6 protein-coding genes are annotated in these 13,254 nt (G+C 34.5%); 1 reads left to right on the forward strand and 5 read right to left on the reverse strand.

All coding sequences use genetic code 11. The annotated features are described in order from the left end of the window. Window positions 1–437: 437 nt before the first annotated feature. From B6C84_RS05065 to B6C84_RS05080, 4 genes are all read right to left on the reverse strand, one after another. On the reverse strand, window positions 438–2,186 hold the full coding sequence (locus tag B6C84_RS05065; RefSeq protein ID WP_217332115.1) for an acetyl/propionyl/methylcrotonyl-CoA carboxylase subunit alpha: 1,749 nt from the start codon (window positions 2,184–2,186) through the stop codon (window positions 438–440). Then, entirely contained in the window at window positions 2,179–3,786 is a 1,608-nt protein-coding gene (locus B6C84_RS05070; protein WP_086354352.1) for a 5-oxoprolinase subunit B/C family protein, read from the reverse strand. The genes B6C84_RS05065 and B6C84_RS05070 overlap by 8 nt, the downstream gene beginning before the upstream one ends. 102 nt (window positions 3,787–3,888) lie before the next feature. Then, window positions 3,889–4,671, reverse strand: coding sequence for a LamB/YcsF family protein (locus tag B6C84_RS05075; protein ID WP_086354351.1), 783 nt, complete (start codon window positions 4,669–4,671; stop codon window positions 3,889–3,891). An 8-nt stretch (window positions 4,672–4,679) separates the two neighbouring features. Then, window positions 4,680–5,915 (reverse strand): NRAMP family divalent metal transporter, encoded by a 1,236-nt coding sequence (locus B6C84_RS05080; RefSeq protein WP_086354350.1) that lies wholly within the window; start codon window positions 5,913–5,915, stop codon window positions 4,680–4,682. A 669-nt stretch (window positions 5,916–6,584) separates the two neighbouring features. Here B6C84_RS05080 and B6C84_RS05085 point away from each other — a divergent pair. Next, complete coding sequence (locus tag B6C84_RS05085; RefSeq protein ID WP_086354349.1) at window positions 6,585–7,433, forward strand: aldo/keto reductase; 849 nt, start codon at window positions 6,585–6,587, stop codon at window positions 7,431–7,433. Between the two features lie 94 nt (window positions 7,434–7,527). On the opposite strand, the gene B6C84_RS05090 is transcribed toward B6C84_RS05085, so the two are convergent. Continuing rightward, entirely contained in the window at window positions 7,528–12,591 is a 5,064-nt protein-coding gene (locus B6C84_RS05090) for an autotransporter outer membrane beta-barrel domain-containing protein (protein WP_086354355.1), read from the reverse strand. Window positions 12,592–13,254 lie beyond the last annotated feature (663 nt).

The following is a 13,254-nucleotide window of genomic DNA, read 5'->3' on the forward strand; positions in this document are numbered from 1 at the left end:
CTTATCATAAATTAAAACTAAAACTATAAAAAAATTATCATGATAACTATTTTTTATATTACTTTGTTCAATTATTAAGTTTAATTATTATCCTGAATCTATATAAGGGTTAGAAAGAGTCGCCAATAACTATTATCATTCAATAAAAAATTTTGAGGAAAGGGGTTTTTGAGAATGATAAAACGAGAATAGCATTGGATAATTAATTCAAATTCGAGATGAATATTCGTGATTATATCGTTTAATTTATAAGTTAAGAGCTCAACAATAAGATTAGGGAAGTTAATATCAAAAATTTAAATTACATATTAATCGCCGATATAACTGTTTCGAAAAGGCAATACTAATAATCTTAATATAAAAAACAATATGTTTTACCAACTGCAAGAATCTAATAAAACATATTGTTATTATTAATTTATAAATTATTTTTAATACTAAATAATTTCAGCAATAGGATCATCAGCATTAACATACGTACCTTCGATATGAGAATGTTTCAAAATACCTTCACGATGAGCTATTACTTGAATTTCCATTTTCATTGCCTCGATAATTGCAATCATATCACCTTGTTCAACCTTTTGATTATCCTCAACCAACCATTTAAACAAATTGCCAGACACTGGAGCTGGAACAATTAAATCAAGATTTGTGTTAGTGGTTACAACTGATTGGGCTTCACTATTGGTCTGGCTGATAGATAATCCAGAAAATAGTTTCGCTGGTAAACCAAGCTTACAACGTTTACCATCAATTTCAATAAAGGTATGGGTCAGTAAATCTTCTTGCTGCGGAAGTTGCCTTTTTGCTGGTTCAAGTTCTGCTTTAAAATCCGTTTCAATCCAACGAGTATGCACATTAAACTGCTGGCAAAAATCAGGATGGTCTATCACTTTTCGATCAAATGGTAGCACACTAGCAACTCCTTCAATGGTAAACTCAGCTAATGCACGACGAGCTCTTGCCAAAGCCTGTTGGCGATTATTACCAACAATAATAAGTTTAGCCATGAGCGAATCAAATGTAGCAGGGATCACTGATCCTGCATTAACGCCACTATCTAAGCGAACACCTGGACCTGTCGGTATATCAAAATGAGTTATCGTTCCGGCCACAGGTAAAAAACCATTAGCAGCATCTTCTGCATTTATGCGAAATTCAATAGCATGCCCTCGCGGTTGAGGCATTTGTTTAATACTAACAGGTAATCCTTGCGCTATTCGTAACTGTTCAATAACGAGGTCAATTCCTGTTGTTTCTTCGGTCACTGGATGTTCAACTTGTAATCGAGTATTTACTTCTAGAAAAGACAGTTTACCATCCTGACTCAGTAAAAATTCAACGGTACCAACGCCAATATAATTTGCTTTAGCACAGATATCGATTGATGCTTTAACTATTTGTTTTTCTATTTTTTCATCTAAAAAAGGTGCTGGTGATTCTTCTATCAACTTTTGATTACGACGCTGTAAAGAACAATCACGAGTACCAACTACAACAACATTACCATGTGCATCAGCGATAACCTGTGCTTCAATATGTCGAGGATGATGTAAAAATTGTTCTAAGAAACATTCACCACGACCAAATGCTACCGTTGCTTCACGCACAGCTGAATCATAGAGTTCTTCTACTTCATCCATTTGCCAAGCAACTTTAAGTCCTCGACCTCCTCCGCCAAATGCGGCTTTAATTGCAATTGGTAATCCATGCTTACGCGCAAATTCAACAACTTCTTTGGAATTTTGTACAGGCTTATCCGTACCGGTAACCAGTGGTGCCCCTACTTCGACAGCAAGTTGTCTCGCTTTTACTTTATCGCCCAAAATAGCTATTGTTTCAGGTTTAGGACCAATCCAAATTAAACCAGCATCTTGTACCGCTTTGGCAAATTCAACTCGTTCAGACAAAAAACCATAACCGGGATGAACCATTGTTGCTCCAGATTTTTGCGCAATCGCAATAATCTTATCAATATTTAGATAGGTATCACTCGGAGTATTACCTGATAATCCATAAGCTTCATCAGCCATTTGCACATGCAGTGCATCCATATCAACATCGGCATAAATCGCTATTGATGCGAAATTTATATCTCGACAAGCACGAATAATCCGAACGGCAATTTCACCACGATTAGCAATCAATACTTTGTGTGCAACTTGTTTATTAATTTCAGACATGATTAACATGGCTCCCTTCAAATTCTTTAAAAACTCCAATCGGATTAAATTTTATTTTGGCATTAACTGGAATTTGACCAGCCAAGTCCAAATGATAATTACATACTGCTGCAATAACCGGATAACCACCTGTTAGAGGATGATCATTTAAAAATAGTACCGGTTGACCATTAGCAGGAATTTGTATTGCCCCCATACAAGTGCCTTCACTTGGTAATTCTTGTTGTTTTTCACGCTCTAAAGGAATTTCACCCAAAAGACGTAAACCAATACGATTTGATGCCGGGGTCACTTGCCACAATTGTGAAGTTAGTTGTTGTATAGCTTGTTGTGTAAACCAATCGGTACGAGGGCCAAACATTATATCCAATTCGACAACATCATCTTTACATGGATAAGAGATAGCGGGAGTTTCTGTTAAAGAAAGCGCGTTAAAAGTTTGACCATTCTTGATGGTCAATGTTTGACCAACTTTTAGCGGACTCGGACCGACTTGCGCCAAAGTATCAAAAGAACAACTAGCTAAGATCGGCTGAACTTGCAAACCGCCACGCACAGCAACATAACTACGTACGCCATACTGTACGTTACCTAAATGAACAATATCACCTTGTTCTAACTGGATCGGTTGATACATATTAGCAAAATAGCTTTCACCGCTAATTGTAGTAACTTTAATCTCACATGACGCCCCTGTCACAGCAATTAACATAGCGCTATTAATACGAGCTTTAAAACCACCTTGAGTTATTTCTAAAACAGCCTCATTAGTTGGATTACCTAGTATACGATTGGCACTATGCAAAGCTGCTTTATCCATTGCACCTGATTCTGAAATACCTAATTCAGCTTGTCCTATGCGGCCATTATCTTGTAATAAAGTTTGAATTCCAGTGGCTAATATCTCAATATCTTGCGATTGCTCTTGTTGTTCAACCGGTAGAGTTACTTTTTTCGATTGTGGTAAGCTATATTTAGTAGCAGTCTTACTTGCATCAATAAAATTTACTCGTGTACCTGGTTTAAAGAGTGCTGGCTCGTCACGATAAATATCCCAGACTTTAACGTTGGTAACACCAATCAGTTGCCAACCACCGGGGCTTGCTTGTGGATAAACACTACTAAATTCACCAGCTAAGGCTACAGAGCCAGCTGGAATACGAACCCGGGGAGATTGACGGCGAGGAACGTTAAGCTGAATATCCTTCGCTACCATATAAGCAAAACCAGGTGCAAATCCGCAAAAAGCAACCTGATATTCATTACTTGTATGTCTAGAAATAACATCAGCAACGCTAATGCCTAAATATTCTGCTACAAAGCCTAAATCCTCACCATTATAACTAACTGGAATGGTAACTAATTCACCTGATCTTAATTCCCCTGAAGATACATCTAATTGCGCTATATATTGGGCTAATTTATTTCCATCCATAATAATGGAATTATATCGAACTAACACAGTCCGAGCGGCTGGTATTATTTCATTTATATTCCATACATCTTTTTTATATTGTAATGCATCAGTTAATGCCATCACTTGTTCTAGAGTCTCTAACTCGACAAGCAGAGCATCAATATTAACTGGTAAAAAACGCATTATACACCTCTAAACACCGCAAAAAAGATTGATTATAAGTAAATCTTTATTTGAAAATTACGGCAAATAATTGAATTATATTGTTGCAATACCTACTGCAAATTACTCATTAATAACATCGGTAAATGAAGCAATTTTAACGCCATTATTTTGTAATTGTTGGCGAACTCTTTGCGCCATCGCTAAAGCGCCCATACTATCACCATGAACACAAATTGATCCAGCATCAATCTCAACAAACTCGCCTTCAATTGATATCAAACCGCCTTCATTAACAAGTTGTAACATACGATTGGCAACAATATCTGGATCATGTAAGACTGCACCAGCCTCCTTACGAGAGACTAATGTACCATCGGTATGATACGCTCTATCAGCAAATGCCTCAGCAACAACTTTCAAGCCACTTTCTTTAGCCCAGCTGATTAATGGTGATCCAGCCAAAGCAACTAACACAAGATGAGGATTAATCAGTCGAATAGCATCAATCGTTGCCATTGCTTGGCGCTTATCATGCGCTATCGTGTTATATAAAGCACCATGCGGTTTAACATAACTAACTTTAGCATCAATAGATTTTGCTAATCCAGTTAATGCGCCAATCTGATAAATAACATCAGCAATTAATTCTTCAGAGCTAATATCCATATTTCGTCGGCCAAAACCAACTAAATCAGGATATCCAACATGAGCACCAATACTTACATTATTTAACTTGGCTGCTTTTAATGTTTTTAAAATCCCTTCTGGCGAACCGGCATGAAAACCACAGGCAATATTGGCACTGCTAACAACTTTTAGCATTGCTTCATCATTACCCATTTGCCATTGACCAAAACTTTCGCCAAGATCACTGTTTAAATCAATAATCTTATTAGTAGTCATGATGCCCTTCATTTTAAATAATTAAAAATAGTGAAAACAGACATTGCTCCCATATACCATGTAATAGCACAGACCAAAAGTCCTGACCACAATAGCCATCTAGGATAATGATAACCAGACATTAAATCAGCCCGTTTCCATCCTATGTAAACAAAGATAGTTAAACCAAGCGGTAATACTAAACCATTAAACCCACCAGCAAAAACCAGCAATGATACCGGAGCGGTACCCATAATTAAATAAATCGCCAACGAGGCAACAATAAAAACAATAGTCGCAAATTGGCGTTGCTTTTCACTGATATTACGTTTAAACGGCGTAATAAAAGTCATCGAGGTATAAGCGGCACCAATAATACTCGTGATGGCAGCTGCCCATAATATCAAACCAAAAATACGCAAACCTAATTCGCCTAAAGCCGCCTGGAATGCTTGTGATGCAGGATTAGCGGCATAACTCGAAATATCGATTTTAACACCACTGGCTACTACACCTAAAATGGCTAAAAACAAAATATAACGCATTAAACCAACAACCATGATCCCTTTTGTTGCTGCACCAGATACATAGTCTATATGTTCTACGCCAACCATACCTTTATCAAGTAAGCGATGAGCACCAGCATAGGAGATATAACCACCGACAGTACCACCAACAATAGTTGTAATTGAAGCAAAATCAATTTTTGATGGTATAACAGTCTCTTTTAAAGCCTCGCCGACAGGTGGATGAGAAGCAAAGACAACAAAGAGCGTCAAAATGATCATTAATAAACCTAAACCAATCATTAGGCGATCAATAAAATTACTCGCTTTACGTGATGAAAATATATAAACCGCCATTAGAGCACTGATTGCTCCTCCCCACTTAGGATCAAGGCCAACTAATGCATTTAAACCTAAACCGGCTCCAGCGATATTGCCTATATTAAAAACTAAACCACCAAATATAACTAATATTGCTAATATATAGCCACTAAAAGGTATAGTACTATTAGCGATATCTGATGAGTTCATTTTTGTTAATGCAACTACTCGCCAAATATTTTGCTGAACCACAAAATCTATAATGATAGAGGCCAAAATACCAAAACCAAAAGCAGTGCCAAGTGTCACGGTAAAAGTAGCTGTTTGAGTGATAAAACCAGGACCAATTGCCGAAGTTGCCATCAAAAAGATTGCACTAATCAGCGATGCTCGCCTATTTTTTACAAAAGCAACGGTACTGCTGCTATGATTTTCCATACGCATGTTCCTCTTTACTAAACTTCTCTATAATTATGATTAATCTGATATCAATATATGCAATTACTATGCCAATATTTCTAACATATTTCAAAAAACAATAGCAAATATAATTACTATTTTTTTAACAAAAAACTAATTAAAAAAAATTATAATGATTAATGATGTGCAAAGAATAAACTTATAGAGATAATTAAAATCATTTAATAATCATGCTATAACTTAATGAAGTTAGCAAAAAACTAAATAATAATTACTAATAATTTAAAAATAAATATTATATTTTTTTCAAAGATAGTTATTTTTATAATAATTTGTAAATTAATTTAAATCACCATTGCACTATAATTGGGCAACTAACACTGTTATCTTTCCACTTATAATCCATCTATCTTATTTTATACGCTTATCAAATGATTAAAGTTTATTCAAATAATAATCACTTTAATAACTCATAATAATTTACTTAATAGTAAAAAAATTTTGAGGAAAGGGGTTTTTTAAAGATAAACATAAAGGTAAATAGCTTGAAAAACTACTATAAAACAGGTTATTTGTTGACTGATGAGATAACATTTCCGCTTTACTTGATATTGAGATTAATAAATAATCATTCAAAAAGACAACCGTTAATATTTTCAGTTAATTCTAATGTTAGAGGTGCCCATTATGAAAAGCACAAAATTAAATAATGGCATTGAAATGCCTATTCTAGGCTTTGGTGTTTATCAAATTGATGAAAAGCAGTGTCAGCAAGCGGTGTTGGATGCAATTGATGTTGGTTATCGTCTGATTGATACCGCAACGGCCTATCAAAATGAACGCCAAGTCGGAAATGCGATTAAAGTTAGTGGAATTGACCGAAAAGATCTTTTTATTACTACCAAGCTTTGGTTAAATCGGGCTAGCTATGAAGGTGCTAAAATCCAATTTGAACAATCATTAAATTTACTACAACTAGATTATATTGATTTATATTTAATCCACCAACCTTTTGGTGATATTCATGGCGCTTGGCATGCGATGGAAGAACTTTATGAGCAAGGAAAAATCAGAGCAATTGGTGTTAGTAATTTTAGTCCGGATCGTTTAGCCGATTTAATGGCATTTAATAAAATAAAACCGGCCGTAAATCAAATTGAAGTTAACCCTTTTAATCAACAATTACAAGCAGCCCCTTGGATGCAAAGTAAGACTATTCAGCCGGAAGCATGGGCACCATTTGCTGAAGGAAAGAATGATATCTTCAATCATCCAATTTTAACCGCAATTGGCCAAAAATATAATAAGTCGGTAGGTCAAATTATTTTACGTTGGTTAATTCAACGGCAAATTGTCAGTTTGGCTAAATCAGTTCGAAAAGAGCGTATGATGGAGAATTTTAATCTATTTGATTTTCAACTTTCAGATAAGGATATGATCGATATCACCGCGATTGATACTGCAACCAGTGCATTTTTTTCACATAGCGATCCGGCCATTGTAGAGTGGTTGACTCAACGTCGACCAAATATTTAGTTTTAAAAAATTCACTATATATAGAAAAATCTAAACAAAGCCGATACTTAACATACAATATCGGCTTTACAAATTTATTGTGATTTTTTTACACTTACCATTTAGCTCGTATACCTACAGAAGCACTAATTGGAGCTTTAACTCTGGCATCGCCACCATGAGTCAATGTGTGACCAATTTCACTATATGCATTAATTTGATTATTAACTTCATAACTACCGCCAATGGCTAATTCAGAACTAAATGATTTAACCCCATTACTAAACTTAGTAGTAGCATTTTTACTAGCAAAAGTGACATGATCAGCACCACTTGGTGAATAGAAAAGGTTTACCCGTGCATAAGGGCGCCATAATTCATTATCAACTTTATAGTCACCTTCAAATCTAGCCCCAATACGCAATAGCAAAGCATTATTATCACTATGTTTTACTGTAGTTTTACCATTGATATGACTATCTTTTAAGTTTAACAATTGATGAATCACTTGTGCTTGAGGTTCGATTTTCCAATTACTATCGAATAACCCAAATGGTTTGCCCGTTTCAATGGAGGCATTCAAACTATTTGCTTTTTGTTTGCTATTTTTATTACTATTTGGATTTACATCAGCTCGGTGACGAGCAGCTTGTAAGACCATATCGAAATACCCTCCATCGTTTTGCATATAGGTACCATAAGCAGCCATAAAGTATGAATTAATACCATTACTACCTACACGCCCATATCTACCACTAGCAAAGCCATCAACACTTAAATTACCATGTAGATAACCGAAATATCCCCCAATTCGCCAATCGTCATTTTGCCAAATATCACTACCCAATTGGAAACCTGAGTAGTTGCCTTTACTGTTTGCATTTGCTGTACCATTCTGTTTTACATTAATACGTTTAGTGATAATTCTTCCCCACCCTATTGATGAATCCAACAATGGCGCATTACCAATACGTTGATGTAAATTACTTTGCATAAGGTTATCTGCTAAACGAAGTTGTTCAGCTATTGCACCAAACATCGATACTTCTTTACGATAAGTTTTTATTCTGGCTGGTTTTTCTGGTTCAGGAAAGGGATTTATAGTTGGATCTGTAGGTTCTTGTGGATCACTTTGATGAGTTGGGTCTGTGGGATTATTAGGATTATTGGGATCATTTGGATTATTTGGATTATTGGGATCATTTGGATTATTTGGATTATTGGGATTATTGGGATTATTGGGATTATTGGGATTATTTGGCAAGTAAGAACGCAAATACCAGTTATTATTTTGATTGTTAAGATCACCTTTATGTAAATAATATTCATATGCACCCACATCTAGATGCTCTTGTCGCATTTTAAAAGCATCATTACTACTTGATCCATCAACATGCACTAATTCAATACCATTTGTATTACTAGTATCAGCACCTAAACCATCAATATTATTAATCTCTATAAAAGTATTACCCGAAACATTACCCTGTACAAATAATCGATCAGTTGGACTATCACTATTTTGTACAACTGTATCAAAAATTAACTTACCATCATCCCCAATATAATCACCATTAATCGTTAAACGGTCACCGGCAAATTGATTACCGAGGGTAATCACACCACTATTATAAACACTACCACTAATATTAGATTGGTGCAGACCAGATTTAAGATCCACCATAGCACCTGAATTAATAGTTAATTTATCAGTATTTAAATCACCAGTGAGTGTTAGTCTAGCAATACTACTAAGATTAATATTTTCCCAGCCAATAATAGCCACATCACCTATCGAACCATTAGAGGTTGATGAACCAATAAGATGAGTATTAAGGTTAAGGCTATCAACATCAGACGATCCATCTACGCGAAATAATTTATTGCCCCCATCAACGACTGTCAATTGTGATATATCTGCACCCTCATTGATAAATAAGGTATCATTGCCAGTACCCAATCTAATTTGACCACTAACTTTAGAACCATTATTAAGGTAAATAATTGAATCAGTTGTTTCATTTTTAATCGCAATACCACTAGCCGAGGATACATCAGCACCCTGATTTAAATTGATATAAGTTTTAAGACCTTCTTTACCAGAAGTATTAATACCTATACCCGTGATATTATTTTGGCTAACTACCTTTCCTGATATATCAAGTTCAGTCATACCTGTACCATTATTGGTCATCATAATACCGTTATCAAAACCACTGATGATGCCATTGGATTGTTTAACAAATAAATCTGTTGCGGTATCACCATTAGCGGCTAATATGCCTGAACCTTGATTAGCACTAATAACTCCTTGAGCTATAACATTAGTTAACCCTCGTCCTTTATTGGTGAGATTAACGCCATTTATCTCTCCCTGAATATTACTATCCGCTTCTTGTTTAAAGGATAGACTACTAGTATTGGCATCATTAGCTACAATGATAGCATCTAATGTTTGGCTAATGATTTTACCTGCAACTTTAATATTCGTTGAACCTTGACCATTGTTGGTAAGATTGACACTATTGAGCTTACCATTAATCTCACTACCTCTATTTTGACTAAAAAGTAAGTTATAAGTAGCAGACTCTGCAACAGCAAAAATAGCGTCACTATTATTACCTATGACTTTACCTGCAATACTAATTACCGTTGAGTTTTGACCACTATTGACTGCATATATTCCGTAGCGATTACCATTAATTTCACCTGCTGATTGGATAACAGTAAGATTTTTAGAGTTAGTACCATTTTTCACTGCTATACCATCACGTTGTTTACCGATAACGTTATCTGAAGTAGTAATATTGGTTAATCCTTGGCCATTATTTTCTATATTTATAGCATCTTGATTACCAGTAATATTACCTTTTAATTGATTGATTTTTAAATCCGTAGCACTATTATTGTTAATCACACGGATTGCATCATTCTGATCACCAGTTACATTGCCTGAAGTTGTGATCGCGGTGGTACTTTTGCCATTATTAGTAATATACATGCCGTATGACTCCCCTTGCATATTACCATCTAATTGTGACACCGTGATATCTTGGCTATTTTGATCATTGAGTAATGTAATGGCATTATATTGACTACCGATAATATCACCTGATGAAGTTACTGTTGTTTTACCTCTACCTTTATTAGTAATATTAATCCCATTAGCATTACCTTTAATCTGGCCTGATGTCTGCATCACATTGACATCTTGGCTATGAATGTCATTATTGACTAAGATCCCTTCATTCTCTTCGCCAATGACATCACCAAAAGTATTAACATATGTAGATCCATTACCATTATTATTAAAATTAATACCACTTTTTTTGCCATAGATACGGCCAGATGATTGTTTTGCAGTTAAATTTTGGCTGTTTGTTTGAGTTACAGCATAAATACCATTACCTTGATAGCCTAATACTTGTCCTGCAGTTGAAATCGTTGTAGACCCAGTCCCTTTATGTTCAATATTAATACCATCTTGTTTACCATTAATATTACCTGATGATTGGATAATTGTAAGATCTTTGGTATTAGTCTCATTAACAGCGACAATACCATAATTAGTTTCTCCGGTTATATTACCTGAGCTACCAATAATAGAAGATCCATTGCCACCATTGTGAATATTAATACCATTAGATTGACCCAAAATAGTCCCTGCCGATTGATTAACCGTCATGTCGTGGGTATTAGCTTGATTAATTGCATAAAGGCCATCATTTTGTTGTCCACTGATTTCACCATTAGTAGTAATTAAAGTTGAACCTGTCCCTTGGTTAGTCAAATTCATTCCATTAAGTGCACCTTTTATACTACCATCGGTTTGATTAACGTTTAGATCAGTTGTGTTGGCTCTACCCGTAACCTGTATACCATCTTTTTGTTGTCCTTCGATCGCTCCATGGCTTGAAATCGAAGTTATACCATTACCATTATTAACTATATTTATGCCGTATTCTTTACCCGTAATTTCACCTTTTAATTGATTAAAGGTTAATTTATTAGTATTGGCTTGATTAGTAATATTTACCCCATCTTTTTCATTACCAGTAACTGTGCCTGAAGTTGTGACAATAGTTGATCCATTGCCATTATTAACAGCATTAATACCGTTTAATTTACCATTAATAACCCCTGAATTTTGAGTTACCGATAAATCATGCGTATTGCTGCTATTATTGGCATTGATGCCATCATTTTGTTGACCAATAATATTAGCTGTAACCGTAATTGAGGTAGAACCATTGCCCTGATTATTAGCTTTGATACCATTAAGTCCACCAGTAATAGAACCACCATTTTGTGAAATCAGTAAATCACCGGCATTTTGTTCATTAACGGCATTAATACCTTCATTTTCATCACCAGCCACTTCTCCATTGGTAGTAATATTTGTTCTTCCTTTACCTCTATTATCAGCATTAATACCATTTTTTTTCCCATGAATATTACCTGCTGATTGAATTATTTTTAAACCTTGAGTATCACCATCGTTTACCGCCGAAATACCATCAAGTTCATCACCGATAACCGAGTCCGCAGTTGAAATTATTGTTATACCATGTCCATTATTTACGGCGTTAATTCCATTGGCTTGCCCATGAACATTAGCACCAACAAGTTCGGTAATGTTTAGATCTTGAGTAGAGGTACTATTTATAGTTCTTATTCCATCACCTTGTTTACCCGTGACATCACTAGAAATCGTAATACCTGTTGAACCATTACCATTATGGTTAATATTAATACCATTTTTGCCACCAATAATATCTCCAGCAGATTGATATAAAGTAATGTCACTAACACTATTATCACCAGTATAGTTATAACCATCATCATCAGATTCAATATGACTGGATAGTAATATTTCTACTGGATTGTTAAAGTTAGTGGCACCAAAAAGTGAGTTAATATAAGCATTGATTTGTTTATTAGATAATTGATTATTAGATAAATTTTTATTGGCAATCTTATTAGTAACTTTTCGGCTGCAATTATTAACGAGTAATGAATTATCACACTGAGCATAACTCATTGGTGTCATAACTAATATTAAACTGATAGCTGGTAATAAATTAAGTAAAAATAATCGACTTTTAGATTGTGCTTTTTCTGATGTAACGATGTAGGCTTGACGTTGTGCATTCCAAACTAACTTAAATACTTTATTCATTATTTCCTCTCCAAAATAAATCTATATTGGTAAAACAACATTTTTATTTGAAAAATCTAATAGAGAATTTTTAAGTAGTGCTATTAAGTGCATGGCAATTTGCTTATTACAGCTAAGAAATCAATACAACTGTGGAGCGGGCAAAATTTCGAATAAATAAAAAAAGACTTAATTTATCAATAACAATAAGACTAAATTAGTAAATAATTAAAAAAGAAAAAGAAAAACTATATTATGAATAATTTAAATTTTACAAAAAGAAAACTGACGGGAATAGAGTGCCATTTTTACCACATAGTAGGTAAATTGGCAATTAAAAGAATAAAATATATTAATGCGTCTAAAAAAGAAAATGAGTTTTATACGAGTGAATTTTTTTAGTATTTCCTAAATTATTCAATCTATTATACGCAACAGTCTTTTATCTGCTCGGATCAGATAATATAAACTTAATTATTTAATAAGTTAGGTGAAATTTTAGCCACTTGCAATAACTTGAATTCGAAATCAATAACGCTACGTAAAAATCAAAATAGAAAATCAGGCAAAAGAAAACCCTTCACATCTAGTAAACTAAATCATGATTAATGGCCATTTATATTTAAAACTATCGTCTTTGATGGTTATTTTAATAATCTAAAAGGTCATTGAGATAAATTGTTG

This window comes from Gilliamella apis, from assembly GCF_002142155.1.
Lineage (GTDB): Bacteria > Pseudomonadota > Gammaproteobacteria > Enterobacterales > Orbaceae > Gilliamella > Gilliamella apis.

What these genes read in the sequence shown, in the direction of transcription:
- B6C84_RS05080 (WP_086354350.1), bottom strand. Translation starts at nt 5,915, where the DNA reads ATGGAAAATCATAGCAGCAGTACCGTTGCTTTTGTAAAAAATAGGCGA.
- B6C84_RS05065 (WP_217332115.1), bottom strand. Translation starts at nt 2,186, where the DNA reads ATGTCTGAAATTAATAAACAAGTTGCACACAAAGTATTGATTGCTAAT.
- B6C84_RS05070 (WP_086354352.1), bottom strand. Translation starts at nt 3,786, where the DNA reads ATGCGTTTTTTACCAGTTAATATTGATGCTCTGCTTGTCGAGTTAGAG.
- B6C84_RS05090 (WP_086354355.1), bottom strand. Translation starts at nt 12,591, where the DNA reads ATGAATAAAGTATTTAAGTTAGTTTGGAATGCACAACGTCAAGCCTAC.
- B6C84_RS05085 (WP_086354349.1), top strand. Translation starts at nt 6,585, where the DNA reads ATGAAAAGCACAAAATTAAATAATGGCATTGAAATGCCTATTCTAGGC.
- B6C84_RS05075 (WP_086354351.1), bottom strand. Translation starts at nt 4,671, where the DNA reads ATGACTACTAATAAGATTATTGATTTAAACAGTGATCTTGGCGAAAGT.